Origin of the sequence: Streptomyces aureus, assembly GCF_000725495.1 — a bacterium.
GTDB classification, from domain to species: Bacteria; Actinomycetota; Actinomycetes; order Streptomycetales; family Streptomycetaceae; genus Streptomyces; species Streptomyces aureus_B.
In genome coordinates, this window is the sequence record NZ_JNZD01000032.1 from 53,079 (window position 1) to 77,837 (window position 24,759).

Below are 24,759 nucleotides of genomic sequence, written 5' to 3' on the forward strand. Positions count from 1 at the left end.
ACGAGCGCGGGACCGGTGGGCCCGAAGGGCGGGAGGGCCCCACGCGAGGGCACGAACCGATGGGAGGGCCCCACGCGGGGGCAGGAACAGACGGAGGGCCCCCACGCACGCGTGGAGGCCCTCCCGCCCGTCCCGTCCTCGGGCCGGTCCCGCCCAGTCGTCAGTCCCGCTCGCAGACGAAGATCGCCGTGCCCGGGATCAGGTTGCCGCGCAGCGGGGACCAGCCGCCCCACTCCTGGGTGTTCCAGGCGGGCCACTCGGGCTCGACGACGTCGACCAGGCGGAAGCCGCCGGCCACCACGTCGCGCACCCGGTCGCCGAGCGTCCTGTGGTGCTCGACGTAGACCGCGCGGCCCTCCTCGTCCTGCTCCACGTACGGGGTGCGGTCGAAGTAGGACGCGGACACCGAGAGTCCCTCGGGGCCGGGCTCGTCCGGGAACGCCCAGCGGACCGGGTGCGTGACGGAGAAGACGAAACGGCCGCCGGGACGCAGGACCCGGTGGACCTCCCTCAGCACCAGCACCGGGTCGGCGACGAAGGGCAGCGCGCCGTACGCGGAGCAGGCGAGGTCGAAGGAGCCGTCCGCGAACGGCAGCGCGCTCGCGTCCGCCTCCACGAGGGGCACGGCGCCGCCGATGCGCAGCGCGTGCTGGAGCTGGCGGTGGGAGAGGTCCAGGGCGACAGGGCGCGCGCCCTGTCCGGCCAGCCAGCGCGAGCACTGGGCCGCGCCGGCGCCGATCTCCAGGACGTCCTTGTCCTTGAGGTCCTCCGCGGGGCCGAGCAGCTCGGCCTCCACCTCGTCGAGACCCTCGGGGCACCACACGAAGCGGTCGTCGCCCAGGAACGTGCCGTGCTCGATCTGGTAGTCGTCCGCGTTCCGGTCCCACCAGCCCCGATTCGCCCGGGAACTCTCGATGAGATCCGCATCACGCCGGGTGGCTTCCGGTTCGAACGGTTCGGGCTCTTGGATGATCGGCTCCCTCGTCGTACTCTTCCGTCCAACCCGTCTCGGGCGTGTCACGACAGAGGCGTCCTACTGCCCGCGTGGCCTTGTGAGACAGGTCTTGTGCCGGGATTGCGGCGATCCGCCCCGGGTGTGCGCCTTCGCGCATTGACCCTGCCCGGCTGCCCCCGTATGCTACAAGTTGCGCTGCGGGCCTGCGCTCCTCAGACATAGCAGGCTGTGCTCGCATCTGTATGTATGTCCCCTCGGTTCTCGAGGCGCCTACCCGGCTTGGCCGGAACGGGCGCTTCCTTGGCTGTCCGGCTTCTACAGGGCGAAACGGGCTCCCGGCGTAAGCAGTACCTACGACTCACTGTCCGTACCGGAGCCCTTTCCCACATGACGAGCAGCACCGAGACCACCGCCACCACCCCGCAGGTTGCGGTCAACGACATCGGTAACGAGGAAGCCTTCCTCGCCGCGATCGACGAGACGATCAAGTACTTCAACGACGGCGACATCGTCGACGGCGTCATCGTGAAGGTCGACCGGGACGAGGTCCTGCTCGACATCGGTTACAAGACCGAAGGTGTCATCCCGAGCCGCGAGCTCTCGATCAAGCACGACGTCGACCCGAACGAGGTCGTCAAGGTCGGCGACGAGATCGAGGCCCTGGTTCTCCAGAAGGAGGACAAGGAAGGCCGCCTGATCCTCTCGAAGAAGCGCGCCCAGTACGAGCGCGCCTGGGGCACCATCGAGAAGATCAAGGAAGAGGACGGCATCGTCACCGGCACCGTCATCGAGGTCGTCAAGGGTGGTCTCATCCTCGACATCGGCCTCCGTGGCTTCCTGCCGGCTTCTCTCGTCGAGATGCGCCGTGTCCGCGACCTCCAGCCCTACGTGGGCAAGGAGCTCGAGGCCAAGATCATCGAGCTGGACAAGAACCGCAACAACGTGGTCCTGTCCCGCCGCGCCTGGCTGGAGCAGACCCAGTCCGAGGTTCGCCAGACGTTCCTCACCACCCTGCAGAAGGGTCAGGTCCGCTCCGGCGTCGTCTCCTCGATCGTCAACTTCGGTGCCTTCGTGGACCTGGGTGGCGTCGACGGTCTGGTGCACGTCTCCGAGCTCTCCTGGAAGCACATCGACCACCCCTCCGAGGTTGTCGAGGTCGGCCAGGAAGTCACCGTCGAGGTCCTCGACGTCGACATGGACCGCGAGCGCGTCTCCCTGTCGCTCAAGGCGACGCAGGAAGACCCGTGGCAGCAGTTCGCCCGTACGCACCAGATCGGTCAGGTCGTCCCGGGTAAGGTCACGAAGCTCGTTCCGTTCGGTGCGTTCGTCCGCGTGGACGAGGGCATCGAGGGTCTGGTCCACATCTCCGAGCTGGCCGAGCGCCACGTGGAGATCCCGGAGCAGGTCGTCCAGGTCAACGACGAGATCTTCGTCAAGGTGATCGACATCGACCTCGAGCGTCGTCGCATCAGCCTCTCGCTGAAGCAGGCCAACGAGTCCTTCGGTGCCGACCCGGCCTCGGTCGAGTTCGACCCGACCCTGTACGGCATGGCCGCGTCGTACGACGACCAGGGCAACTACATCTACCCCGAGGGCTTCGACCCCGAGACCAACGACTGGCTCGAGGGCTTCGAGTCGCAGCGCGAGGTCTGGGAGAACCAGTACGCCGAGGCGCAGCAGCGCTTCGAGCAGCACCAGGCTCAGGTCATCAAGTCCCGCGAGGCCGACGCTCAGGCCGAGGCCGAGGGTGCCACCTCCGCGAGCGCGGCTCCGGCTGCCTCGGGTGGCGGCGGTTCGTACTCCTCGGAGTCGGACGACAACTCCGGCGCCCTGGCGTCGGACGAGGCGCTCGCCGCCCTCCGCGAGAAGCTCGCCGGCGGCCAGAGCTGACGCTCACCGCTAGCAAGTAGCTGAAAGAAGCGGGCCCGCACCGATCCGGTGCGGGCCCGCTTCGCTGTGCCCGGACCTGTGCCACGTGCTCCCAGCGCCGGACGGGAATGTCCGTGCTCCATGCCACGTTGTGCAGTATGAACACGAGGAGGAGCGGTCACAGTGCTTGATCCGCAGGGTTTGTACGCATGGGAGCCGAAGGGCCTCGCCGTGGTCGACATGGCTCTCGCCCAGGAGTCGGCCGGTCTGGTCATGCTCTACCACTTCGACGGATACATCGACGCGGGCGAGACCGGCGAGCAGATTGTCGACCGGGTGCTCGACTCGCTGCCCCACCAGGTCGTGGCCCGCTTCGACCACGACCGGCTCGTGGACTACCGCGCCCGCCGTCCGCTGCTGACATTCAAGCGCGACCGCTGGACCGAGTACGAGGAGCCGACCCTCGAGGTACGGCTCGTGCAGGACGCCACCGGCGCGCCGTTCCTGCTGCTGTCGGGACCCGAACCGGACACCGAGTGGGAGCGCTTCGCCGCCGCCGTCCAGCAGATCGTGGATCGGCTCGGGGTCCGCCTGAGCGTGAACTTCCACGGCATCCCCATGGGCGTCCCGCACACCCGACCGGTGGGCCTCACCCCGCACGGCAACCGCACCGACCTGGTGCCCGGCCACCGCAGCCCCTTCGACGAGGCACAGGTCCCCGGGAGCGCCGAGTCCCTCGTCGAGTACCGCCTCATGGAGGCCGGATACGACGTCCTCGGTGTCGCCGCGCACGTGCCCCACTACATCGCGCGCTCCGCGTACCCGGACGCCGCGCTCACGGTCCTGGAGTCCATCACGGCCGCGACCGGCCTGGTGCTGCCCGGGATCGCGCACGCCCTGCGGACCGAGGCGCACCGCACGCAGACCGAGATCGACCGTCAGATCCAGGAGGGCGACGAGGAACTGGTCGCGCTCGTCCAGGGCCTTGAGCACCAGTACGACGCCGCCGCGGGCGCCGAGAGCCGCGGCAACATGCTCGCGGAACCGGTCGACATCCCCTCGGCCGACGAGATCGGCCAGGAGTTCGAGCGTTTCCTCGCGGAGCGCGAAGGCGACGCCTGATCCCTCACTCCCTCCCGGGTCCGCGGGGGATCGGGCTCCCGGGGAGAGGGGCCGTCCGAGGCAGGGCCTAAGCTGCGAGGCATGCTGAAGGTGGGCCTGACCGGCGGTATCGGCGCCGGCAAGAGCGAAGTGTCACGACTGCTCGTCGAGCACGGCGCGGTACTGATCGACGCGGACAGGATCGCGCGCGAGGTCGTCGCCCCCGGAACTCCCGGGCTGGCGGCGGTCGTCGACGCCTTCGGGGAGGACGTCCTGGCTCCCGACGGGAGTCTCGACCGGCCCAGGCTCGGCTCGATCGTCTTCACCGACCCGCAGCGGCTCGCCGTCCTCAACTCGATCGTCCACCCCCTCGTCGGCCACAGGTCGCGCGCTCTCGAGGAGGCCGCGCCGAAGGACGCCGTCGTCGTCCACGACGTCCCCCTTCTCACGGAGAACGGCCTGGCCGCGCTGTATGACCTCGTGGTCGTCGTCGACGCCCGCCCCGAGACACAGCTCGACCGGCTCGTCCGCCTGCGCGGCATGACCGAGGAGGACGCCCGAGCGCGCATGGCCGCCCAGGCCTCCCGCGACGAGCGCCTGGCGATCGCCGACATCGTGATCGACAACGACGTACCGCTGGAGCGACTGGAGCTGCGCGTGGCGGACGTATGGGCCGATCTCGTGCGCAGAGCCCGTACGCCCCAGGAATAGCGCCCCTCCGAAGGGGCGTTGAACCCTTGCACCGAGGGAAGGACTCTGCCGTGCCCGAGACCAGCGGATCGATCGGACGTACTCCCGAGACGCACGTCATCGACTTCCGCGCCGCCGAGCAGCTGCTCGCCGCGCGCGACCCGCGGGGTGCGGTGAAGCTGCTCGACCCGGTGATCGCCGCCCACCCGGAGAACACCGCGGCCCGGCTGCTGCGGGCCCGCGCCTTCTTCGCCGCAGCGCAACTGCGGCCCGCCGAGCTGGAGTTCACGATCGTCCTGGAGCGCGAGCCGGACAACGCGTTCGCGCACTTCGCGCTCGCCCGCACCTATGAACGCCAGCGGCGCCCCGAACAGGCGAAGCGGCACTTCAGACTGGCGGCCGCGCTCGACCCGAAGCCGCAGTACCTGCAGGCTGCGCAGTTCGACACGTAGAGCTTCCGCGCCGGTCCCGGGGGCGGCTCAACGGCACCGGGACGTCCGCCCCGGTCGCGGGACAGCCCAGGCCGACCGAGCGTGCGCCGGGCCGTCTTCCCGCACGGATCCGGTCGCCTCAGGGATGCGAGGGCCTCGACGGCCGGCGGCGCTCGGGCGGCCGGTACGTCCGCCGTTCGTCCACGGGCTCGTACGGCGGGACGTCACGGCCCGGCTGGTAGTGCGGGCCCTGCCGGATGTGCCGAAGGATCATGGTCATGTCGACCGTGACGACCACCCACAGCACGGCGCACGCGGCCGCCCACCCCGGTCGTCCCACCAGGATGAACGCGACCGTACCGAAGATCGCCCAGACCAGGCCCCAGACGCTCAGCCAGAGGCGCATCCGCAGGGCACTGCGCGCTGTCACCGGTTCACTGCCCGTACGCATCAGGATCACCACTCCTACGAAGAAACGTACTCTTCGTGGTGCACGTTCACCAAGGGAGCGCGGTCCGCGGACGGCCGCCGGGGGAGGCGACGGTGCTGCTGGAGGCGTTGCGGGCGGACGCGAGGACCGCCGAGTGGCTGAGAGACCTGGAGAACGGCGGTCCCGCCCCGCGGGAGGCGGTCCTCCCGGACACCGACGAGCTGCCCGATGTCCTGCTCGATCTGGCGGTGCCCCATGAACACATCAACGAACTCGTCGCGCTGCGCGCCCGGCTCGCCGCCGACCCCGGGGCCATGGCCCTGCTGGCCCGCTGCGTCACCCGCTTCGTCCGGGACATGGGTGACATGGGGAAGGGCTGGGAGCCGCCCGTGTTCCCCGAGACGGCCGGACTCCTCGGGCGCTGCTTCCACCTGTACGTGTTCATAGCCGCGCTTCCCCACATCCGCGCCCACCACCGGGAGCGTGGGGTGCCGGAGGAGGTGTCGCGGCGCACGCTCGCCGACCTCGGCCGCCATGTGGCCGTGCACCACAGAAGGGCGGGCGGCCCCGGACTGCTGTTCCCCTGGTGGATCGCCCTGCACTTCCACGGAGAGCTGTTCCAGCTCGGCCGGCTCCAGTTCCAGCGGGCACCCCTGGGACGGCGCACGGCGGCTGCGATCGGGGCTGCGGGCCTCGATGCGCGCCCCGGCACGCCGTGTCTGAGCCTGCACATCACCGACTTCCGCGGCCCGCTGTCCCCGGAGGCCTGCGACCGGTCGCTCGGGCTGGCGCGGGAGTTCTTCGCCCGTCACTATCCCGAAGAGCGCCACGAGATAGCCGTCTGCGACTCCTGGCTGCTCGATCCGCAGCTCAGGCACCGTCTCCCGGCCGACTCCAACATCGTCCGCTTCCAGGACCGCTTCCACCCGGTGCACGAGGAGCGGACCCCGGACGACACCTTGCCCATCGGCTTCGTCTTCGGCGACCCGGACCTCCCGCTCGACGAACTGCCGCGCCGCAACAGCGTCGAGCGCGCGGTCGTCGACCAGCTGCGCGACGGCGGGCACTGGTACGGAGGCCGGGGCTGGTTCGCGCTGTAGTCGATCCCCGCCCGAGCCCGGTGATCGGACGCGTGTCCCTCGAACACTTCACTCGAACGAGTGAGGGGGTGGGGGAACGAGCCCTCGGAAGCCGTCCGTTGGACGGGTATGAGGATCGAAATGCGTCAGGGACACGAGGGAACAGGACCCGGTGCCATCACACCGGACGGCTGCGCGGTCGAGCTGTACACCCGCCTGCCCGTCGGGACGGAGCCGGACATCATCACCGCCGCCGTTCCGGCCGCGGCGCGCATCCTGGAACTGGGCAGCGGTGTCGGCCGGATGACCCACCCGCTCCTGGAGCTCGGCTTCGCGGTCACCGCGGTGGACGAATCCGCCGCCATGCTGGAGCACGTCAGAGGGGCGCACCGGATACACGGCAGCATCGAGGACCTGGACCTCGGCGAGACGTTCGACGTCGTGCTGCTGGCCTCGTTCCTGGTGCACGCGGGAGACGTCCGGGTGCGGCGGGCGCTCCTGGACACGTGTGTCCGGCATGTCGCGGACGACGGCTGCGTGCTGATCCAGCGCGAGGGCGAGAACTACCACACCGACGTGCCCCGTGAGCGAAGAGACCCGTCCGGATTCGTCGTGCGCATCGTGTCCGCCGAACCCGTCGGGGACGGGGTCAACTCGGTTCGCGCGGAGTACACGTTCCCGGACGCCACCTGGACCCAGACGTTCCTGGCCCGCCCGCTGACGAAGGACGCCTTCGAGGAGGCGCTGGCGGAGGCGGGGCTCAAGGTGGACCGGTATCTGACGGACGACGGGATGTGGGTGAGGGCCGTGAAGGGGTGAGCGGCGCCGCCGGGCCGGACGGTGTCTTCCGGTGCCGAGGGCGAGGCCTTGGTGTGGACGTGTGCGGGCACCTCGACCGGGTGAGGGCTGCTTGGCCGTGTGCAGGCTCTGCGGCTGCGTGGGGGCTCCTCGGCCGGGCTCCGTGAGCGCGCGTGTGCGGGCTCCGCGGCTGCGTGGGGGTTCCTCGACCGGGCTCCGCGGTGGGTGCGGGTTCCTGGACCGGGCTCCGTGGTGGCGTGCGGGCTCTTCGGCCGGGCTCCCCGGCCGCGACAAATACCTTTGGTGACCGATGAGTTCCTGACGGCCCTCAGGTCTACCTCGGTGAAAGCAGCCACCGCTTCCCCCAGGAGACCACCGTGTCCGAGACCACCCTCCCCCTCGCCGCCACCCGTGCCGCCGTCACCCCCCGCTCCCGCGCCGCCCGCGTCTCCCTGACCGCGCTGCAGATCGTCCTCGGCCTGTTCTACGCGTTCGCGAGCGCCCTTCCCAAGCTGATCGCCCACCCCTCGGCGACGGAGGCGTTCGACAAGCTGGGCTGGGGCCACACCGGCATGTACATCATCGGGGCCCTCGAACTCGCCGGAGGACTGGCCCTGTTGGTCCCGCTGCTGGACGCGGTGGCCGCGATCGCGCTTGGCGCGCTGATGGTCGGCGCGTTCATCGTGAACATCACCGTCGTGCACGGCCCGTACGTGGCGACCCCGCTCATCCTGATGCTGCCGCTCGGCCTGATCGCCTGGGCCCGGCGCGGCCACACGGCCGAACTGCTCCGCCTGGTGCGCCGACGGCTGCACCGGACGGCCTGACGGGCTGAGCCCGGACACGGGGCTCCTCCGCGACCGGGGGAGCCCTCGTTTCCGCGTGCCGGGAGAGTTCAGTGGCGGGGGGACCGCGCGGAGCCGGTCGTGCCCGTCGGGCCGGCGGTGGGGCCCGTCGTCCGGACGGGGCCGGACGAGCCCGTCTGCATGCCCCGCAGGCGCTCCATGTCGCGGCGGTCCCGCTTGGTCGGACGTCCCGCGCCCCGGTCGCGGACACCCGCCGGAGCCACGGCCTCGCGCGGCGGTGGCGGCGGGCTGTTGTCGATGTAGCACTCGGCTGCGACGGGAGCGCCGACCCGCTTGCGGATCACGCGCTTCACGACGACGATCCGTTCACGGCCCTCGTGCCACACGCGCACCTCGTCGCCCGCCCGGACCGAGTACGCGGGCTTGACGCGCTCCCCGTTGACCCGGACATGGCCGCCCTTGCAGGCCGTGGCACCGATCGAGCGGGTTTTGACGAGACGGACGGACCAGATCCAGGCGTCGACCCGTACGCTCTCGCCCCCGGCGGGTCCGGCGGCGACCGCGGCCTTGACGGCGGCGGTCTCGGAAGCCGCGGGGGAGTGCCGGCTGGTGGTCCCGGAGGCGGCTCCGGAAGACCGGGTGCCGGTCCGGGAAGCCTCGGTGCCGGCGGGGGAGGCCTTGGAGGCGTTCTCGGAGGCGCTTGCGGAGCCGGGCACGGCTCCGTTCTCGGGCGTGGTTCCCGAAGCGGCCGGGGCGGTCCGCGCGCCGTCCGCGCCGCGCCCGCCCGCGGCGGTCGCGCCCTTCATCTCCCCGTCAGCACCCTGAGAAGCCATGAACCGACTCTAACGCCCGCGGCCCGGCGCACCGCATGCCTTTTCCTGGCAGGGCGAACGGGCCGCGCTCGCGGAGATCGATGACGGGCTGCGGCACGGACCACGGACCACGCCGGAGGCGTCGCCCACCGGCCGGGCGGCCGTACGGTGGTCGGATGGACAGCAGCGTTCCGGCGGACGACGCGGCCCGCTCCGACGATCTCGACGCCCTCGACGTACGGATCGCCGGTTGCCGGGCCTGCCCGCGGCTCGTCGCCTGGCGCGAGGAGGTGGCCGCCACCAAGCGGGCCGCCTTCGCCGACCAGACCTACTGGGGGCGTCCGGTGCCCGGCTTCGGGCCGCCCGACGCCTCCCTGCTCCTCGTCGGGCTCGCGCCGGCCGCACACGGCGGAAACCGGACCGGACGGATGTTCACCGGGGACCGGTCGGGCGACGTCCTGTACGCGGCGCTCCACGCCGTCGGGCTCGCCTCCCGAGGAACCGCGGTGAGCCTGGACGACGGCCTGGAGCTGTACGGGGTGCGGATCACCTCTCCGGTGCACTGCGCGCCGCCCGCCAACAAGCCGACGCCCGAGGAACGGGACACCTGCCGGCCCTGGCTGGTCAGGGAGCTGGAGTTGCTGCGGCCCACCCTGCGCACGGTCGTCGTCCTCGGGGCGTTCGGCTGGCAGGCGGCCCTGCCCGCCTTCGCGGCGGCGGGGTGGACGGTGCCCCGGCCGCGCCCGCCGTTCGCGCACGGCGCGCGTGTGACCCTCGACCGTGCGCCGACGGCCCCGGCCCCCGGCCCGGCCACCGCCGCCGGGCGCGGCTCCATCGAGCTCTTCGGCTGCTTCCACGTCAGTCAGCGCAACACCTTCACCGGGCGACTCACTCCCGAGATGCTGCGCGAGGTCCTGACCACGGCGGCACGGTCCGCGGGGCTGAGGACGCGGACCCCGTAGGAGCTCCGTGGCAGGAGCGGCGGGCGGTCATCGCTCGGGGACGACCGCGGTCGCCGTGATCTCCACGAGCTGTCCGGTGTATCCGAGACAGGCCACGCCGAGCAGGGTCGAGGAGTGCGGGCCGATGCTCAGCCCCGAGGCCTCGACGACGGCCCAGACCGCGGACAGCACCGCGGTCTCGGCGCTGACCACGTACACGTCGGTCGACACGACATGGGCCATGTCGCTGCCCACGGCGCGCAGTTGCTCGTCGAGGTTGGCCAGGACCTGCTCGGCCTGGCGCACGGGGTCGCCCGGGCCGACCAGCTTTCCGTCGGCGTCGAGCGGCACGGACCCGGCCAGGAAGGCCAGCTTCGTGCCTGCCTCGACGACGGAGGCGTGCGCGTAGACGGGCGGTGCGAAGAGGCTCGGGACGGTGACGCGCTGGACCATGGAGGCTCCCTCTGGATGGATCGGTCGACGGGGACGGCCGGACAACCTGCCGATGATGCGGGTCCGGGGCGGGCCCGCGCATCCCCATTTGTCGTCCGTGGAAGCCGCCCCTCTGTTCAGATAATCCTTCGAGTGATCGCCGCGGCACTGCTACCGTCACCGGCGTGGCGAAACTCAATCAGATCATCGCAGTGGAGAAGGGCATCAAGTCCAAGTCCCATCAGGACCTGACGGCCGCTCATCACGGGCTGCAGAAGCCTGCCCTGCTCGCGGGCATCTCGCGGACGTACCAGCCCAAGGACGAGGAGGGCGAGCAACTGCCGCCCGAGTCGACCCGGGTCCAGGTGCAGACCGAGAGCGTGCTGCGGGACACCGCGGCGACCCTGACGCGGCTGTTCGACGTGACCGCCACGAAGGACTGGGCCAACTGCACGGCGAGGGCCGACGTGGTGGTGGACGGGCGGGTGCTCGTCGCCGAGGTGCCGGTGTCCTATCTGCTCTTCCTCGAGAAGCAGCTCACCGATCTCAACACCTTCGTGCGCAAGCTGCCCGTCCTCGACGCCTCCGAGTCCTGGGTGCGGGACCCGTCCACCGACGCCTGGAAAACCGAGCCGGTGCGGACCCTCCGTACGAAGAAGGTCCCGCGGAACCACGTCAAGGCCGAGGCCACCGAGAAGCACCCGGCCCAGGTCGAGGTGTACTACGAGGACATCCCCGTCGGTTACTGGACGACCGTCAAGTTCTCCGGCGCCCTGCCCGCCCGGCGTGTGAACGAACTCCTCGACCGCGTGGAGAAGTTGCAGCAGGCGGTCAAGTTCGCCCGCGAGGAGGCCAACGGCGTGGACGTCGTCGACCAGCGCGTCGGCGACGCCGTTTTCGGCTACCTGTTCACCCAGGGGTAGCCTCTGAAACTCCCCGGCCACAACGCACGACGGCCGGGGTGCGCGAGGAGCGCAAGCTGAAGCTGAGGCTTGTCGTGAAATGCACGGTTCCAGTGGAGGTTCGAGTCCTCCCCGCGGCACCACAGAACACTCCGGCCGACAACGTCGGCCCCGGAGCCGTTCACGCGCCGCGGTAGCCCAATCGGAAGAGGCAGACCGTGATCAATCTCAGACTATTGCTCCAGACTCAGTATTCGCCGCCGATCGCCGGATCGACCGGGCCCAGGCCCCAGTACGCCGAGATGCTGGTTCAAGTCCAGCCCGCGCAGCTCGATGCGTGGTGGTCCAAAGGCAGGACGCGGCGACATAACGACTGACCTGGGTCCTCAAGCGTGCCGGTGTGCGACATGGTGGCATCTCAGGGTCCGGGGGCCGGCTACGCCCTCGGACCCGCTCCTCCTCTCCTTCCGGACCTTCTGAAATCCCATCCGGTCCTCCTGAAATGTCACAGGGCGGAAATCCCCGCGTTCGTCCTCCGAGGGCCGCGCGCACTACCCTGATCACGACCGAGCCCGGCCGACGTCGCCCGAAGGCATCCCGCCCTCGCCCGACTGGAGCCCTGTGCGTCCCACCCGCCCCGCCGCCCCGCCCTGGCTCGCCCACGCCCTGCGCGCCCAGCGGGGACCGGTCCCCTGGAACGCGGTCCTACGGGGTGCCCTGGCCGCCGGGCCCCTGCTGCTCGCGGCCGTTCTGAGCGGCCGTACCCCCCTCGGAGTGATCGCCGCCCTCGGCGCCATGCTGACCGGGATCAACGACCGGCCGGGCAGCCGCCGGGTCGCCGTCGTACGGCTCGGCGTACCGGCCCTCGCCGGTGCCGCCGGTCTGCTCCTCGGCTCGTACGCCGGAGCGCACACCGGCGCCCTGACACTCACCCTCCTGCTCACCGGGCTCGGACTGCTCGCCGGCGCCGTCAGTGCCGTCGGACCCGTGGCCTCCGGAGCCGGAACCCAGCTGCTGGTCGCCTCGGCGATCGGGGCCGGGATGCCGCTGCCGGAACCGGGATGGGTGCGCGCGCTGCTGTTCCTCGGCGGGGCGGGCTGGCTGCTCACGCTGCGGCTGGCCCTGCCCACGACCGCGGTGAACACCGGCGACTACCGCTTCGACGGGGAGCGGGACGCCGTCGCCGGCGTGTACGACGCGATCGCCGAACTGCTGCTCGCCGTGGGCGGACCCGACGCGACCCGGCGGCGCGTCGCCCTGACCGCGGCCCTCGACCACGCGCAGGACGCGCTCGACGGCCCTCGGCTGCGGCGGTACGCCAGCTCCGCCGCCGAACGGCGGGTGCACGCCCAGTACGCCGCGGCCCTGCCGCTCGCCGAAGCGGCCACCGCGCTCGCCTGGGCGGACGAGACCGTGCCCGCGCGGGCCGCGGAGGGACCCCGCCGCCTCGCCGCCGCCGTCCGCACCGGCGCCCCCACCGGACCGCTGCCCGCACCCGCCGTCCCGGGCGCCCGGTCCGGCCCGGCCGGGACCGCACCCGTCGTGCCGGGGCTGCGCGCCCTGCACGACGCCCTTCTGCACGCCGCCGAGAGCTTCGACCGGGGCTCCGGGAACGCCCTGCACAACCGGCGCCGCAGCGCCGGATCCGTCGTCCGCACCGCGCTCGGTGCCGCAGGGCGCGAGTACGGCGTCCGGGTCGCCCTCTGCTTCGGGGCGAGCGTCGCCGTGGCACAGGCCCTGCACCACGCGCGTTGGTACGGCAATCACCCGCACTGGTACTGGCTTCCCGCGACCGCCGTCTTCCTGGTCAAGCCCGACCTCGGGCCGCTCGTCTCCCGCGTGCTGTGCCGGGCGGCCGGAACCGTCCTCGGCGCGGTCGTCTTCGCGGGGTTCGCCCTCCTGCTGCCGCGCCCGGAGGGGTTCGTCGCCCTGGTCGCCGTCAGCGGCGCCCTCATCCCCGTGGCCACCCGGCACTTCGCCACCCAGACCGCGGTCGTCACGGTCCTCGTCCTCGCCCTGGTCATGGTCGGCGGGGAGCCGCAGGCCTCCTGGAACCGGATCGTCGAGACCCTGCTGGCCTGCGCGATCGTCCTGCTCGTCGGACATCTGCCGACCCTCGGACAGCGGGGCGGGACCGTACGGGCGAGGCTCAGCCGGGCCGAGCGGGCCGCCGACGTGTATCTCACCCATGTGCTGGGCGACGGCACGGCCGGTGACCGCGCGGACCGGTGGGTCCTGCGCCGGGAGGCCTACCGCGCGCTGGCCGAGGCCCGCGCGGCGATCGACCTCGCCGCGGCCGAGCTCCCCGCCGTGGCGCGGCACTCCGCCGGCGCGGACGCGGTCGCGGCCACGCTGGAACGGCTCGTCGACACGGCCACGGCCTGCGCCGTCCAGCTCGACGACACCGGGCGGCTCACGCCCCGGCACACCGAGCGGATCGACGAACTCCTCGGCGAGCTGGCCGAGCGGCGCGAACGGGCCGGCCTGCGGACGGCGCCCGCGCGTCCCGTCACGGTGTGACGCCCGGGGCGCGCGGTGGGGGTCCTGGCCCGGTCGGCTGCCCGCCTCGCGCTGTGACACCGCGCGCGTGTGGCCGGGTTCCGGCGTGCGGGTTCGCCGCCCGGTGTCGACTTCGTCTCAGTACCGTCACCGCCAGAGCCGTTCACCCCATCGGAGGCGTTTAACTCTCCACAGCACCGCGACATGGAGGTACAGGGTGAACGGGCGAAGGGTTCTGGAGCGCTTTCCCGCCGGCGGGCCGCGCGGGTCGTGGCCCGCGGAGGAGTTCGCGCAGGCGCGCCGACAGGAGGGTCAGGCGGCGGAGGTCGTCATGGATCTCGCGTCCGACGCGTTCCTGGTCGTGGTGGGCGGTGCCGACGGCGTCGAGTGAGGGCGTCCGTGCCCACGGCGTCGAGTGAGGGCGTTCCGGGTCACGCGCTGACGGGACGGGACCAGGCGGGTGTCGTCCCCGTGACCTGGCACAGGGCCAGATAGAGGGGGATCGGCGGCGTATACGGAAACGTGCCGTCCGGTTTGTGGATGAGCCCGGGAATCCGAGGTGAGTCCGGCACGACGGCCCCCGTGACGTAGTGGGCCGGCACCGGCCACTCCAGGGAGACGTCGGAGTCGGAAGGAACGATCCACCACCAGTGCGCCCCGTCGGCGTACACGCAGCCGACACGCGGGAGCCGCGACAGCAGCTTCGGTCCGAAGCGGGCGGGCACCGACACCGCGTCGCAGCCCAGCGGCACGTTCATGTCCTCGGGGACGGGCAGACGCCTCGGCGGCCCGGGCCTACGCCGTCCGCGGTGCACGCGGACCAGCGTGTCCAGGCTCAGGACCTGCGCCGCAGGCCCAGCCGGAGACGTACGGCTCACAGGCTCTCCCGATCCCGATCCCAGTCCCGATGGTGTGCCTGACGCTGTCCCTGGTCCGGCCCCGGATCGCGGTCGTGACGCGGGGCCATGCCCCGGTACGGGGTTCCGCTCTGCCGCAGATCGCGGTCCTGGCTCTTGCCAGGGGCGGAGGGGGACTGGGGGTTCCCCACGGTTCCCGCCCCCCAGAATCCCTCCGCCCCCGTGCCCCGACCGTCGTTCGGGGGCTTCTTCGCGCTCCAGCCGAGGTCCGCCCGCGGGCCGTCGTTCCCGTCGGGCGAGTCCGCTGCGCGCCGGACCGCACCGATCCGGCCGGGCGGAGCCGTGCGCGGCCCTTCCCCGAACCCGGCCTCGAGCGCGGCCCGTTCGTGCCCGCCGTCCCGGCCGTCCTGGTCGCCCAGGCCGTTCCGTTCGTCCGGGCTGTTGCCGTCGTCCGGGTTGTCCCGGTGGCCGTCGGGGTAATTCCGGTCGTCGTCCGGGTTGATCCGGTCGTCGTGGACGACCGATTCCGGACGGCTCTCCGGGAGGCCGTCGACGGAGTTTTCGGCCCGGCCTGCGGAGCGTGCGATCTCCGCCCACACCAGCAGGCCGGGCCCGGTGTCCTGGGCCCCCCATGCCCTGGACACTGCCGCGACGAGAAGCAATCCCCTCCCGTGCTCCTCGTCGGGCCGCCGCGGGGAGGGGTGCGGCTCGCCGGGAGCGCACCCCTCGTCACACACGGCTATGCGCACCAGGTCGCCGGCGTCCTGCAGTTCGCAGACGACGCGTTGACCGGCGGCATGCACGATCGCGTTGGTGACCAGTTCCGAGACGACGAGTTCCGCCGTGTCGCAGGTGTCCTCGCACACCGCCCAATGGGACAGGCGGGCCCGGCTCAGGCGTCTCGCCTGGGCCACGGAGCCCGGATGTGCGGCCAGCTCGAAGCGGAACCGGCGCTCGGCGGCCGCGCCGGGGTGCTGTCCCATGGCGGCACGGAGACCGAACCGGTCTTCGGCGGCGTCTGTTCCTAACGGCGCGGACGGAATCACGCTTGCCACTATCGCGTCGCCGCGAACACTTGGCAAGACTCACTCTGAAAAATGCAGAGTGCCGTGTGACGCCGTGGGGGCGCGTGGCACACTGCTGGCAACAGCAAGCCGCGCGGCGCCAGTTGGGATCGTCGAGGCAGACGAGGAAGACCCCGGAAGGCGCCGGCCGGGCTGCCCGGACTCAGTGGAGGTGGGACGTGAGCGAACCGCGGTCCGCGCCGACGGTCGGTCAGGTCGTCCTCGGACGGCGCCTGCTGGACCTGCGGGAACGCGCGGGTCTCAAGCGCGAGGAGGCCGCGCGCATCCTGCGCGTCGCCCCCGCGACGGTCCGCCGCATGGAGATGGCCGAGGTCTCCCTCAAGATCCCTTACCTCCAACTGCTGTTGAAGTCCTACGGCGTCGGCGACCAGGAGGCCGAGGCCTTCGTCCAGCTCGCGGAGGACGCCAACAAGCCGGGCTGGTGGCAGCGGTTCCACGACATCCTGCCCGACTGGTTCTCCATGCACGTCAGCCTGGAGGGCGCCGCCTCCCTGCTGCGGTCCTACGAACCGCACTTCATCCCGGGCCTGCTGCAGACCGAGGACTACGCGCGCGGTGTCCTGGAGGCGGGAGCCATCGGGCAGACCAGGCCCGAGGACATCGAACGCCATGTGGCGCTGCGCATGCAGCGCCAGGACCTGCTGACCCGCGAGGACGCGCCCCGGATCTGGGCGGTGATGGACGAGACGGTGCTGCGCCGCACCATCGGCGGCCCCGAGGTGATGCGCGCTCAGATCGACAAGTTGCTTCAGGCCACGAAGCTGCCCCATGTGACGTTGCAGGTGATCCCGTTCTCCTCGGGTCCGCACCCCGGCACGTACGGGCCCTTCGTGCTGTTCCGATTCGCCATGCCGGAACTCCCGGACATGGTCTACAGCGAGTACCTGACCGGCGCCGTCTACCTGGACTCGCGCTCCGAGGTGGCGACCCACCTGGAGGTCATGGACCGCATGGCGGCCCAAGCCGCCACGGCACATCGCACGAAGGAGATCCTCCGGGATCTCCGCAAGGAGCTGTGAATGGAACGCATCACGCCGGAACGCATCAACCCGCGAATAGGCGACGTGCGCATCTACAACGGAATGCCCGCCCGTGAACTGGGCAGCGAGGGCTGGCACAAGCCGTGGAGCGGGGGTAACGGCGGCAACTGCCTGGAGGCGATGAAGCTCGCCGACGGGCGGATCGCCGTGCGTCAGTCGGCGGACCCGGACGGTCCCGCCCTCATCTACACGCCCGGCGAGATGACCGCGTTCATTCAGGGCGCCAAGGCCGGAGAGGCGGACTTCCTTCTCTCCTGAACGACTTGCCTTGGCACGACTTGTTTTCCCTTGACCACGACTTGTCTGACTTCTCTGACGTCCTTGAATTTGGTTGTGAGTTGATCACCCGCGACATCGCGGGCTTACGGAGACCGTCCCGAGGCCGTCTACGCGGTCATCGGGCGGTCGTACGGTCCGATCGGTGCCGGCAGACGGGAGCGGGCCGCGCCGCTCAGTGCCCGGTCCACCGCCGAGGCGACGGCCCGGCCCTCGGCGATCGCCCACACGATGAGCGACTGCCCGCGCGCCGCGTCTCCCGCGGCGTACACCCCGGGAACGTTCGTGGCGAAGTCGGGGCCGCGGGCGATCGTGCCGCGCGGCTCCAGCTCGAGACCCAGCTGGTCGATCAGCCCGTCGTGCCGGTCGGGTCCCAGGAAGCCCAGGGCGAGCAGGACCAGGTCGGCGGGCAGGGTCCGCCCGGAACCGGGGACCGGGCGCCGCGTTTCGTCGACCTCGACCACATGCAGCGAGGTCACCCGGCCGTCCGCGTCACCGTCGAACCGGAGCGTGGACGCCGCGAAGAGCCGGGCGTCCGCGTCGGCGGCGGGCGCCGTACCCAGCGCGCCGGCCTCCTCGTGCGCGGCGGAGAGCCGGTAGATCTTCGGATACGTCGGCCACGGCTCGGCGTCCTCGTCTCGATCGGCGCCCGGCTGCCCGTAGATGTCGAGCTGAGTCACGGAGGCCGCGCCCTCGCGCACCGCGGTCCCCAGGCAGTCGGCGCCGGTGTCACCGCCGCCGACGATGACCACATGCCGGCCCGCAGCCGACAGCGGTGAGACCTCCAGATCCCCCTCGCACACCCGGTCGGCCAGCGGCAGGTACTCCATCGCCTGATGAATGCCGGACAACTTCCGCCCGGGCACGTCCAGTTCGCGCCAGGCGGTGGCGCCGAGCGCCAGGATCACGGCGTCGTAGCGGGCCTTGAGCTCGGCCGCCCCGATGTCGGTGCCGATCGCCGTCGACGTACGGAACTTGGTCCCCTCCGCGCGCATCTGCTCCAGCCGCCGGTCGAGATGCCGCTTCTCCATCTTGAACGCGGGGATCCCGTACCGCAGCAGACCGCCGATCCGGTCGGCCCGTTCGTACACGGCCACCGTGTGACCGGCCCGGGTCAACTGCTGTGCCGCGGCGAGCCCGGTGGGCCCCGACCCGACGACCGCGACCGTCCGGCCCGAGAGGCGGTCCGGCGGCCGGGGCGGCGTGAACCCGTCCTCCCACGCGCGGTCCGCGATGGCGACCTCGACATTCTTGATGGTGACCGCCGGCTGGTTGATCGCCAGCACACATCCCGCCTCGCACGGGGCGGGGCACAACCGTCCGGTGAACTCGGGGAAGTTGTTCGTCGCGTGCAGCCGGTCGCTCGCCGCCCGCCAGTCCGCGCGCGAGACGAGGTCGTTCCACTCGGGGATCAGATTGCCCAGGGGACAGGCGTCATGGCAGAAGGGGATGCCGCAGTCCATGCACCGGTCGGCCTGTTTCTCGATGATCGGCAGCAGGCCTCCGGGAACGTACACCTCGTCCCAGTCCCGCACCCGCTCCTGGACAGGGCGGCGCGGAGACTCCTGGCGGGGCGTGGTCATGAAACCCTTGGGATCGGCCATGGCCGTCTCCCTCATGGACGCGTACGGGGGGCGGAGCCACCAGGCCGTAGGCCCGCGTCGGCCACGGAAACCGGGCGCGCTCCTTTCCCGCCACGATACGTCGCCCCGGCACACACCGCCGCCCCGGACGACAGCGGGTGGACGGCTCCGGCGAGGGCGTTCACCGTGAGCACCGGGACGTGCGGCTCAGGTGAGGTCGAGGGTCCCGGCGAGTGAGCACTGCTCAGGCGAGGGCGAGCGCGTACGACACCGCGGCGGCGGCCGACGCGACGGTGCGGACGTGGTTCCACAGCGTCCACTGACGTATGTACGTGGGCCAGTAGGCGGCGGCCTCCGGTGTCCCCGGGTCCAGCTTCATCAGGGCGTCGTTGCGCGGGACGTTCGCCGCGATCGTCACACCGAACGCACCGAACAGATACAGCGCGCTGCCGAGCAGCAGCTCCACCGTCCCGTCGTCGGGCAGCAGTACGAACGTCACCACCGCCAGCACCGAGCACAGCACCGCCGACCCGATGAACACCAGCATGAACGGGGGCCGGACCGCCGCGACGTTGATCGCCTTCATCGCGGCGACCCCCTGCGCCGGCGGCAACTGGGCCAGCGCCCGCATCACGAAGGTCGAGAACCCGCAGAACACCCCGGCCACCAGCCCGCAGCCGAGCACCCCCAGCAGAGTCAGCACGAAATACGGTCCATCGATCATGTCCACTCCCGTGTCGAACCGGCCGGACCCAAGATCCTGCACAGCGCCGGCCACCACCACAAGCGAAATCCACCACGACGCGAACGGCCATGGCCGAGCGGCGCGCACTCATGCGCGAGCGTCTCCGCACGCCCCCGCCGGAGCTCCCGCACGCTCCTTTCGGTCGGCCCTTCACGCCCCAGTGGCCACACCCTCGCGCCATTCCCACAGCCGGGTGTCCACCACGGCCGCGATCCGGCGGCGCGCCTCGTACCGCGGGACACCGCTCATCAGCAGCTGGTCGTACGGGGTCTCCGTGTGGCGTACCGACGCGCGGACCGCCGCGGTCACCGCCGTCTCGGACAGCGCCCGGCCCGCCGAGCTCCGCCCGACCCGCCCACTGCCGCGCACCGACGCGTGCGCGGCGATCGCCCGCGCCCGGCCGGGGGGACAGTGAGGGAACAGCCGGGATATCTCCCGTGCGAACGCCTCCGTGAAACGGACGTCCTCCGCCTCCCGGCGCCGGGCGTCCCTGGCCCGGCGTCGCCGTCTCGCCTCCGCGTCGGCCAGACACCGCTCCTCGGCCAGGGCGAGCGCGGCCTCCTCGACCATGACCCCTGCCGTTCGTACCGGCCCCGCCTCCGGTTGAAGCGCACCACCACGGCCGACAGCGTGCTGCCCTCCCGTGACCTGCGCGTCAGGGCGGTGTCGCCACGTGGCAGGAACACCAGGTGCCCGAGATCCGAGCAATCCAGACACCGGGGCGCCCCCTCCTCCAGCACCAGCAGGGGGAGCGGACCGCCGCGGCACTCGACGCAGTGCCGCTTCCTGAGCGGCTGGACGACGAGCGGTCCGTTCCGCTGCGGGGGTTCAGCTATCGGTGCCATAAGCGGTTTCTTCCCCGGACCGATGCCACATCTACGTCGCGACGCCCGCGCGGCATCATGGGTGCTGTGCGACTCGAAGCGATCACCTGGGAACGGCTCGGCGACCACCTCGCGGAGCGGGTCCTCGACCTGAAGCCGCAGGACGGCAGCCCCTGGCCCCGCGTCGCCTTCGACGGAGCACCGGCCGCGCACCCCGGCGAACTCGCGCAGCGCCTCTTCGAGGCGCTGCGCGTACGCGGCCGCCCCGCGCTGGTCGTCGGCACGGAGGGGTTTCTGCGCCCCGCCTCCCTCCGGCTCGAATACGGTCACCAGGACGTCGAGGCCTATTACGACGGATGGTTCGACACCGGCGCCCTGTGGCGCGAGGTCTTCGGTCCCCTCGAGGCCGACGGCGACGGCAGGATCCTGCCCGACCTCCGGGACCCCGTCACCGACCGGGCCACCCGCAGTCCCTACGTCCAACTCCCTCCTGGTGGTGTGCTGTTGCTTCATGGCCCCCTCCTCCTGCGCCACTGGTTCCCGTTCGACCTCAGCGTTCATCTGCTCCTCTCCCCGGGGGCCCTGCGCCGCCGCACTCCGGAGACGGAGCACTGGAGCCTTCCCGCGTTCGCCCGCTACGAGAGCGAGATCGGTCCCGGCACCGCCGCGGACGTCCTGGTCCGGGCCGACGACCCCCGTCACCCCGCCTGGAACGGCTGACCGAGGGCCGGGAACGGCGGGCCGAGCCGGTCCCGTCTCCAGGTGCGTGGCCCCTGGGGCACAGCGAGAATGAAGGCGCCGGTACCAGTGGTGTGTTCCGCGCCGCGCCGGCCGTCCGGCACCGGGAGGTACTCCATGACCACCGCCGGAGACATCATGCACCGGGGTGCCCAGTGGATCCCCGCGCACGAGACCCTGGACCGCGCCGCCCAGCTCATGCGCGATCTCAACGTGGGCGCGCTGCCCATCAGCGACCAGAACGAACGCCTCTGCGGCATCCTCACGGACCGCGACATCGTCGTCGGCTGTGTGGCCATGGGCCATGACCCGGCGAAGATCACCGCGGGCGAGATGGCTCAGGGCACACCGCGCTGGATCGACGCCGACGCCGATGTCGGCGAAGTGCTCTCGGAGATGAAGGAGCACCAGATCCGCCGGCTTCCGGTGATCGACGACAAGCGGCTGGTCGGCATGATCAGCGAGGCCGACCTCGCCCAACACGTCAGCGACGAACAGCTCGCCGCCTGGGTCGAGAGCGTCTACGCGAGAGGCACGGGCAGCGCGATGGGCTGACCCGGCCGCACGGTCCCGCTCCCCTCCCGCCCCGCCGCGGCCGCCCGTGCGGGGTGAGCGGTGTGTCAGAGCCAGCCGTTGCGCCGGAATCCCCGGTAGAGGACGAAGCAGCCGATGGATATGACGCCGATGACGATGGGGTAGCCGAACCTCCAGTGCAGTTCCGGCATGTTGTCGAAGTTCATGCCGTACACACCGCAGACCATGGTGGGGACCGCGATGACCGCCGCCCATGCCGTGATCTTCCGCATGTCCTCGTTCTGCGCCACCGTCACCTGCGCGAGATGCGCCTGCAGGATCGAGTTGAGCAGTTCGTCGAAGGCCGCTATCTGCTCGGTCACCCGCAGGAGGTGGTCGGAGACGTCACGGAAGTACGCCTGTATCTCCGGGTCGACCACACGGGCCGGCCGGGCCGCGAGCTCCTGGACCGGCCGGGCGAGGGGGACCACGGCCCGCTTGAGTTCGAGGAGTTCACGCTTGAGCTGGTAGATGCGGCCCGCGTCGGCGCGTGCGCCGTTCTCGGCGAACACGTCGGCCTCGACCTGGTCGATGTCGGCCTGGACCGAGTCCGTGACGCTCACGAATTCGTCGACCACATGGTCCGCGATCGCGTGCAGGACCGCGGCCGGCCCCTTCGACAACTGCCGCGGGTCGGCCTCCAGCTCCTCGCGCAGCGGCCCCAGGGAGCCGTGCCGGCCGTGCCGCACGGTGATGACGAAGTCGGGGCCGACGAACACCATGATCTCGCCGGTGTTCACCACCTCGCTGGTCGCCGTCAACTCCTTGTGCTCCACGTAGCACACGGTCTTGAACACGGCGAACAGCGTGTCGTCGTACCGCTCCAGCTTCGGACGCTGGTGCGCCTCGACCGCGTCCTCGACGGCGAGGGGATGCAGGTCGAAGAGTTCCGCGATGCCCGCGAACTCCGCGTCGGTCGGTTCGTGCAGGCCGAGCCAGACGAATCCCTCGTCGCGCTTGCGGATGCGCTGGACGGTGTCGACCAGATCGCGGCCCTCGGGGATCCGCACGCCGTCCCGGTACGCCACACAGTTCACCACCGCGGAGCCCAGCGGCGACCGGGCGGGGTGACTCAGGTCGACGCGGCGGCTCCGCCGTGTCAGCCGTGCCACTCTGCGGAGGCCGTCGACCGCGCCGAGAGCCGTCACCCTCCGCAAATTCCCTGCCATGGACATCTGGATCTCCTCGCGTGGATCTCCTCGGGCCGCACTTTGCGCCTGGCGCGCAAGTCTGCCAGGCCTGGTCGGACACCGGAAAAGCCTGTAGGAACGGAAGGTTCCGTTCCGCTTTGTGAGAGTGAGGAGCGTGGGGGCGCGAGGGGAGCGGGGCCGACGGATGGGCCGGACGGACGCCTCGTACGACGCCCGTACAGGCAACGGGAGCGTCGGCGATCCGCCGCGGCCGGACCGACTGGAATGATCTCCCCATGACGCGAGCCGACGGGTATCTCCTCGACAACCAGCAGACGGAGGCGGGCCGGCGCTTCGAGGCCCTCGCCACTCTCTTCGACCCTTCGACGTTCCGGCACATGGAGCGCTTCGGCGTCGGGTCCGGCTGGCGCTGCTGGGAGGTCGGCGCGGGCGGCACGTCGGTCGTGTCCTGGCTCGCCAAGAAGGTGGGGCCGACGGGCAAGGTCCTCGCCACCGACATCGACATCTCGTGGGCGGCCTCCGTGGCCCGCTCGCCCGTCGAGGTCCGCGTCCACGACGTGGGTGCCGAGGAGCCGCCGGGAGAGGGCTTCGACCTCGTGCACGCCCGCCTCGTACTGGTCCATGTGCCGGACCGGGAAAGGGCGTTGCAGTCCATGATCAAGGCGCTGCGGCCCGGCGGCCGGCTCCTCGTCGAGGACGCGGATCCCGCCCTGCAGCCGCTGCTCTGCCCCGAGGAGCACGGACCCGAGCAGCGGCTCGCGAACCGGCTGCGCCAGGGCTTCCGCAGCCTGCTCGCGGATCGCGGTGCCGACCTCGCCTACGGACGCAAACTCCCGCGGCTGCTCCGGGAGGCCGGGCTCACGGGCGTGGAGGCGGACGCGTACTTCCCCGTCGCGTCCCCCGCCTGCACGGCACTGGAGGACGCGACGGTCCGTCAGATCCGCGACCAGCTCGTCACCGCCGGCCTGGCGACCCAGGAAGAGATCGAACAGCACCTCGCCAACGTCGCCGCCGGATCCATGGACCTGGCGACCGCGCCGATGATCTCGGCCTGGGGCCGCAAAGGCTGAGTGAGGGGGAGGGAGCAGCCGGGCGACGGGGAAGGGGCGAGGGGGAAGGGGCGAGGGGCGCCACCGGGGGCCGCCCCTCGCTTCAGTCTTCCGGGGAGGACCCCGCGGGTGGCCTCCCGCCTATGCGTTCCACCGCCTTCGCCCCGGCCGCGCACCCCGCGGTCGCCGCCTTCTCGGGTCCGGCGCCCGCGAGCAGCGCCGCGAGGAACGCGCCGGTGAACGCGTCTCCGGCGCCCGTCGTGTCGTGCGGGGTCGCCAGGACGGCGGGGACCCGGGCCCGCACGGCTCCGGAACGGGCCACCAGGGCCCCGTCACCCCCCAGTTTGGCTACGACCAGCGGGAAGCGACGGCTCAGCTCGGCCGCCGCGTCGGCCGGATCGGGCAGTCCGGTCAGCAGACGAGCCTCGTCCCGGCTGGGCAGCAGGACGTCGACGCCCGCGCACAGGTCGAGAAAGCGGTCCACGCCCAGCTCGGTGAGGAATCCCGCCGACGCGGGGTCGAGGCTCACCGGCACCCCCCGCTCGCGCGTCGACTCCAGCACCGCCGACACCAGCGCCCGGCTCGGCTCCGAGAAGAACAGGTAGCCCGACAGATGCAGCCGTGCGACGCCGTCGAGCAGCGCGGGCGACCAGTCCTCCGGTGACAGCCGCAGCGAGGCGCCGCTGGCCGTGAGGAACGTGCGCTCCGCCGACGCGCCGCCGTCCACCAGACAGATCACCGTGCCGGTGGGCGTCGTCGGATCGGTCACCAGGAGGGGCCGCACCCCGCTCGCCGTGAGTTCGCGTTCGTGCCACGCGGCGGCGTCGGCGCCCACCCGGCCGAGCAGTCGTACGTGGTCGCAGCCCTCGTGCACGGCCCAGCACGCGACATTGGCGCCCGCGCCGCCCGGCACGGTGCGGATGGCGGCGACCGTGTCGGTGCCGGCCGCCAGCGGTCCGTGAAAGCGGGCGACGACGTCCGTGACCACGTCACCGACGACCAGCAGCGCACCCCCGGCGGGACCGCCCCCGTCCACGGGTCCGCCTTCGCCGTCGGACCGGGCCGCCGGGGCCGCTTCGCTCATCTCCTCGCT

The 24,759-nt window shown here is 71.7% G+C and carries 25 protein-coding genes and 2 pseudogenes; 16 read left to right on the forward strand and 11 right to left on the reverse strand.

All coding sequences use genetic code 11. The features are described 5' to 3' along the window. Positions 1–160: 160 nt before the first annotated feature. Entirely contained in the window at positions 161–1,021 is an 861-nt protein-coding gene (locus IO36_RS31375) for a class I SAM-dependent methyltransferase (protein ID WP_078943563.1), read from the reverse strand. A 321-nt stretch (positions 1,022–1,342) separates the two neighbouring features. On the opposite strand from IO36_RS31375, the gene rpsA reads away from it, so the two are divergent. The 4 genes from rpsA (at position 1,343) to IO36_RS31395 (ending at position 5,067) form a co-directional block, all read left to right on the forward strand. After that, entirely contained in the window at positions 1,343–2,845 is a 1,503-nt protein-coding gene (rpsA, locus tag IO36_RS31380) for a 30S ribosomal protein S1 (RefSeq protein ID WP_037624739.1), read from the forward strand. Between the two features lie 162 nt (positions 2,846–3,007). Beyond that, positions 3,008–3,946, forward strand: coding sequence for a PAC2 family protein (locus IO36_RS31385; RefSeq protein ID WP_037624741.1), 939 nt, complete (start codon positions 3,008–3,010; stop codon positions 3,944–3,946). An 81-nt stretch (positions 3,947–4,027) separates the two neighbouring features. Then, positions 4,028–4,636, forward strand: coding sequence for a dephospho-CoA kinase (coaE, locus tag IO36_RS31390; protein ID WP_037624744.1), 609 nt, complete (start codon positions 4,028–4,030; stop codon positions 4,634–4,636). Positions 4,637–4,686: 50 nt separating this feature from the next. Then, complete coding sequence (locus IO36_RS31395; protein ID WP_037624745.1) at positions 4,687–5,067, forward strand: tetratricopeptide repeat protein; 381 nt, start codon at positions 4,687–4,689, stop codon at positions 5,065–5,067. A 118-nt stretch (positions 5,068–5,185) separates the two neighbouring features. On the opposite strand, the gene IO36_RS31400 is transcribed toward IO36_RS31395, so the two are convergent. Beyond that, positions 5,186–5,497, reverse strand: a complete 312-nt coding sequence (locus IO36_RS31400; RefSeq protein WP_209441295.1) for a DUF6343 family protein — start codon at positions 5,495–5,497, stop codon at positions 5,186–5,188. Between the two features lie 35 nt (positions 5,498–5,532). On the opposite strand from IO36_RS31400, the gene IO36_RS31405 reads away from it, so the two are divergent. From IO36_RS31405 to IO36_RS31415, 3 genes are all read left to right on the forward strand, one after another. Then, positions 5,533–6,576 carry an acyltransferase domain-containing protein gene (locus IO36_RS31405; protein ID WP_425535561.1) on the forward strand — a complete coding sequence of 348 codons (1,044 nt, stop codon included), beginning with the start codon at positions 5,533–5,535 and terminating at the stop codon, positions 6,574–6,576. Positions 6,577–6,696: 120 nt separating this feature from the next. After that, positions 6,697–7,374 (forward strand): class I SAM-dependent methyltransferase, encoded by a 678-nt coding sequence (locus IO36_RS31410; protein WP_037624750.1) that lies wholly within the window; start codon positions 6,697–6,699, stop codon positions 7,372–7,374. A gap of 356 nt (positions 7,375–7,730) precedes the next feature. After that, positions 7,731–8,180: a DoxX family protein gene (locus IO36_RS31415; RefSeq protein WP_037624752.1), complete on the forward strand. Its 450-nt coding sequence runs from the start codon at positions 7,731–7,733 to the stop codon at positions 8,178–8,180. Between the two features lie 68 nt (positions 8,181–8,248). Here the strand turns inward: IO36_RS31415 and IO36_RS45075 are convergent, their stop codons facing one another. Next, positions 8,249–8,992 (reverse strand): RNA-binding S4 domain-containing protein, encoded by a 744-nt coding sequence (locus IO36_RS45075; protein WP_245173557.1) that lies wholly within the window; start codon positions 8,990–8,992, stop codon positions 8,249–8,251. 155 nt (positions 8,993–9,147) lie between these two features. Here IO36_RS45075 and IO36_RS31425 point away from each other — a divergent pair, with 155 nt between their 5' ends. After that, positions 9,148–9,933: a uracil-DNA glycosylase gene (locus IO36_RS31425; RefSeq protein ID WP_051901095.1), complete on the forward strand. Its 786-nt coding sequence runs from the start codon at positions 9,148–9,150 to the stop codon at positions 9,931–9,933. A gap of 27 nt (positions 9,934–9,960) precedes the next feature. Here the strand turns inward: IO36_RS31425 and IO36_RS31430 are convergent, their stop codons facing one another. Beyond that, positions 9,961–10,365 (reverse strand): RidA family protein, encoded by a 405-nt coding sequence (locus IO36_RS31430; RefSeq protein ID WP_037624754.1) that lies wholly within the window; start codon positions 10,363–10,365, stop codon positions 9,961–9,963. Positions 10,366–10,529: 164 nt separating this feature from the next. On the opposite strand from IO36_RS31430, the gene IO36_RS31435 reads away from it, so the two are divergent. From IO36_RS31435 to IO36_RS47505, 3 genes are all read left to right on the forward strand, one after another. Then, positions 10,530–11,267, forward strand: a complete 738-nt coding sequence (locus IO36_RS31435; RefSeq protein ID WP_037624756.1) for a DUF7873 family protein — start codon at positions 10,530–10,532, stop codon at positions 11,265–11,267. A gap of 600 nt (positions 11,268–11,867) precedes the next feature. Beyond that, positions 11,868–13,766: an FUSC family protein gene (locus IO36_RS31440; RefSeq protein ID WP_037624758.1), complete on the forward strand. Its 1,899-nt coding sequence runs from the start codon at positions 11,868–11,870 to the stop codon at positions 13,764–13,766. A gap of 196 nt (positions 13,767–13,962) precedes the next feature. Next, complete coding sequence (locus IO36_RS47505; RefSeq protein ID WP_167347429.1) at positions 13,963–14,136, forward strand: hypothetical protein; 174 nt, start codon at positions 13,963–13,965, stop codon at positions 14,134–14,136. Between the two features lie 40 nt (positions 14,137–14,176). Here the strand turns inward: IO36_RS47505 and IO36_RS31445 are convergent, their stop codons facing one another. Both IO36_RS31445 and IO36_RS43905 read right to left on the reverse strand, forming a co-directional pair. Beyond that, positions 14,177–14,623: a hypothetical protein gene (locus tag IO36_RS31445; protein ID WP_037624760.1), complete on the reverse strand. Its 447-nt coding sequence runs from the start codon at positions 14,621–14,623 to the stop codon at positions 14,177–14,179. Between the two features lie 554 nt (positions 14,624–15,177). After that, a pseudogene (locus tag IO36_RS43905) lies at positions 15,178–15,657 on the reverse strand (ATP-binding protein); the annotation flags it as partial. A 188-nt stretch (positions 15,658–15,845) separates the two neighbouring features. Between IO36_RS43905 and IO36_RS31455 the strand changes: the two are divergent. Both IO36_RS31455 and IO36_RS31460 read left to right on the forward strand, forming a co-directional pair. Beyond that, positions 15,846–16,706 carry a helix-turn-helix domain-containing protein gene (locus IO36_RS31455; protein ID WP_037624762.1) on the forward strand — a complete coding sequence of 287 codons (861 nt, stop codon included), beginning with the start codon at positions 15,846–15,848 and terminating at the stop codon, positions 16,704–16,706. After that, on the forward strand, positions 16,707–16,985 hold the full coding sequence (locus IO36_RS31460; RefSeq protein ID WP_037624764.1) for a DUF397 domain-containing protein: 279 nt from the start codon (positions 16,707–16,709) through the stop codon (positions 16,983–16,985). 128 nt (positions 16,986–17,113) lie between these two features. On the opposite strand, the gene IO36_RS31465 is transcribed toward IO36_RS31460, so the two are convergent. From IO36_RS31465 to IO36_RS31475, 3 genes and pseudogenes are all read right to left on the reverse strand, one after another. Further along, positions 17,114–18,607 carry a glutamate synthase subunit beta gene (locus IO36_RS31465; RefSeq protein ID WP_037624766.1) on the reverse strand — a complete coding sequence of 498 codons (1,494 nt, stop codon included), beginning with the start codon at positions 18,605–18,607 and terminating at the stop codon, positions 17,114–17,116. Between the two features lie 223 nt (positions 18,608–18,830). Continuing rightward, positions 18,831–19,310, reverse strand: coding sequence for an anthrone oxygenase family protein (locus IO36_RS31470; RefSeq protein ID WP_037624851.1), 480 nt, complete (start codon positions 19,308–19,310; stop codon positions 18,831–18,833). 171 nt (positions 19,311–19,481) lie between these two features. Further along, positions 19,482–20,176: pseudogene (locus IO36_RS31475) on the reverse strand (DUF2293 domain-containing protein). 57 nt (positions 20,177–20,233) lie between these two features. Here IO36_RS31475 and IO36_RS31480 point away from each other — a divergent pair. Together IO36_RS31480 and IO36_RS31485 are read left to right on the forward strand one after the other, a co-directional pair. Next, on the forward strand, positions 20,234–20,875 hold the full coding sequence (locus tag IO36_RS31480; protein ID WP_209441296.1) for a nucleoside/nucleotide kinase family protein: 642 nt from the start codon (positions 20,234–20,236) through the stop codon (positions 20,873–20,875). A gap of 135 nt (positions 20,876–21,010) precedes the next feature. After that, the gene (locus IO36_RS31485) at positions 21,011–21,448 is read left to right on the forward strand and encodes a CBS domain-containing protein (protein ID WP_037624768.1); all 438 of its coding nucleotides are present in this window, start codon (positions 21,011–21,013) and stop codon (positions 21,446–21,448) included. Between the two features lie 65 nt (positions 21,449–21,513). Here the strand turns inward: IO36_RS31485 and corA are convergent, their stop codons facing one another. Beyond that, a complete protein-coding gene (gene corA, locus IO36_RS31490) occupies positions 21,514–22,641 on the reverse strand; it encodes a magnesium/cobalt transporter CorA (RefSeq protein ID WP_037624771.1) in 1,128 nt (375 codons plus the stop codon). Positions 22,642–22,892: 251 nt separating this feature from the next. Between corA and IO36_RS31495 the strand changes: the two genes are divergently transcribed. Further along, complete coding sequence (locus IO36_RS31495; protein WP_037624773.1) at positions 22,893–23,687, forward strand: methyltransferase domain-containing protein; 795 nt, start codon at positions 22,893–22,895, stop codon at positions 23,685–23,687. An 82-nt stretch (positions 23,688–23,769) separates the two neighbouring features. Here IO36_RS31495 and IO36_RS31500 read toward each other — a convergent pair whose 3' ends face one another. After that, complete coding sequence (locus IO36_RS31500) at positions 23,770–24,750, reverse strand: carbohydrate kinase family protein (RefSeq protein WP_078943569.1); 981 nt, start codon at positions 24,748–24,750, stop codon at positions 23,770–23,772. Positions 24,751–24,759: the final 9 nt, after the last annotated feature.

Excerpts from the sequence above, each read along its gene's own strand:
- rpsA (WP_037624739.1), top strand. The coding sequence starts at position 1,343 with ATGACGAGCAGCACCGAGACCACCGCCACCACCCCGCAGGTTGCGGTC.
- coaE (WP_037624744.1), top strand. The coding sequence starts at position 4,028 with ATGCTGAAGGTGGGCCTGACCGGCGGTATCGGCGCCGGCAAGAGCGAA.
- IO36_RS31400 (WP_209441295.1), bottom strand. The coding sequence starts at position 5,497 with ATGCGTACGGGCAGTGAACCGGTGACAGCGCGCAGTGCCCTGCGGATG.
- IO36_RS31410 (WP_037624750.1), top strand. The coding sequence starts at position 6,697 with ATGCGTCAGGGACACGAGGGAACAGGACCCGGTGCCATCACACCGGAC.
- IO36_RS45075 (WP_245173557.1), bottom strand. The coding sequence starts at position 8,992 with ATGGCTTCTCAGGGTGCTGACGGGGAGATGAAGGGCGCGACCGCCGCG.
- IO36_RS31425 (WP_051901095.1), top strand. The coding sequence starts at position 9,148 with ATGGACAGCAGCGTTCCGGCGGACGACGCGGCCCGCTCCGACGATCTC.
- IO36_RS31430 (WP_037624754.1), bottom strand. The coding sequence starts at position 10,365 with ATGGTCCAGCGCGTCACCGTCCCGAGCCTCTTCGCACCGCCCGTCTAC.
- IO36_RS31460 (WP_037624764.1), top strand. The coding sequence starts at position 16,707 with ATGGAACGCATCACGCCGGAACGCATCAACCCGCGAATAGGCGACGTG.
- IO36_RS31465 (WP_037624766.1), bottom strand. The coding sequence starts at position 18,607 with ATGGCCGATCCCAAGGGTTTCATGACCACGCCCCGCCAGGAGTCTCCG.
- IO36_RS31470 (WP_037624851.1), bottom strand. The coding sequence starts at position 19,310 with ATGATCGATGGACCGTATTTCGTGCTGACTCTGCTGGGGGTGCTCGGC.
- IO36_RS31480 (WP_209441296.1), top strand. The coding sequence starts at position 20,234 with ATGGGTGCTGTGCGACTCGAAGCGATCACCTGGGAACGGCTCGGCGAC.
- IO36_RS31485 (WP_037624768.1), top strand. The coding sequence starts at position 21,011 with ATGACCACCGCCGGAGACATCATGCACCGGGGTGCCCAGTGGATCCCC.
- corA (WP_037624771.1), bottom strand. The coding sequence starts at position 22,641 with ATGTCCATGGCAGGGAATTTGCGGAGGGTGACGGCTCTCGGCGCGGTC.
- IO36_RS31495 (WP_037624773.1), top strand. The coding sequence starts at position 22,893 with ATGACGCGAGCCGACGGGTATCTCCTCGACAACCAGCAGACGGAGGCG.
- IO36_RS31500 (WP_078943569.1), bottom strand. The coding sequence starts at position 24,750 with ATGAGCGAAGCGGCCCCGGCGGCCCGGTCCGACGGCGAAGGCGGACCC.